Below are 1,000 nucleotides of genomic sequence, written 5' to 3' on the forward strand. Positions count from 1 at the left end.
CCATCCGTCAACGGAGCCCTGAAGACGTTCAAATTGAACGGCGTAGAGGGAGAGATCGATGAAGCGGCGAAGAAGGTCATCGTCAAACTGGACAAGCATGAAGACCGAAGCCGGCTGATCGCAGAATTCACGATGAGCGATGCGCTGGAACTGATCGGTCCGCAGGGAGTGCAGGTCAGCGGCGAGAGTGAAAACGATTATCGAAACGGACAGACGATGACGGTGATCGGCAAGAACGGTGTCAGTGTGACCTATCAGATCCTCGTCGATATCGGACCGGCCGTGCAGACGATGACACTGAGCCAAAATGGAAAACAATACAGCGGCATCATCGATGCGCAGCAGGATACGATCCGCTTCAGTGCATTGAAAGGCCAAGCCGATCTGTCAGCGGGATTCACCGTGACAGCGGAAACGTCAGCACTCGATCCGCAGGGCGTCAGCTATGAAACGACGATCCAATTCGAAAACGGAACGCAGACACTGACCATAACTGATGGAAATGGAAGAAGCTATACCTACACCTTGATGTTTGAAGAGACGGAACCGGAAAGTGAACTGACATTGACGGGAATGAAGATCGGCGGCATCGAGTGTAAGATCGAAGGCCGGATCATCGAAGTCATCCTGCCATACGGAAGAGATCTGAGTGAAGCACTGAAAGTTGAATATACGAGCAGTGAGCCGGGAGAGCTGATGATCGAAGAAACGACGATCAGCAATGGCGGCAGCAGAGTCTTCGGTGAAGAGAAAGCCTTAGAAGTGACGATCAAAAATGATGAGAAGAGCAAAGAATACACATTGATCGTCAGCCAGGCGAGCGGCAGTGCGAAGATAGAGAAAGTCATCCTGAATGGCACAGAGGCGGAACCGAACGAGCAGAATGAATTGAAGTTCACGTTCGCGAAGGGAACGGATCTGAGTCAGGTAAGGGCAGAATTCCAGTTGAGCGACAGCCGGGCAAAGGTGTATGTCGATCATGAGGAGACCGTCAGCGGCA

Annotated in this window: 1 protein-coding gene; it reads left to right on the forward strand. The window is 52.0% G+C overall.

Features of this window, described 5'->3' with window-relative positions:
* Nucleotides 1-1,000: hypothetical protein (locus tag DAHG_RS21290; protein ID WP_034456119.1), on the forward strand; the 1,000-nt coding region annotated here is incomplete at both ends.

The sequence above is a fragment of the Dielma fastidiosa genome (genome assembly GCF_000313565.1).
In the GTDB taxonomy this organism is placed as follows: Bacteria; Bacillota_I; Bacilli_A; order Erysipelotrichales; family Erysipelotrichaceae; genus Dielma; species Dielma fastidiosa.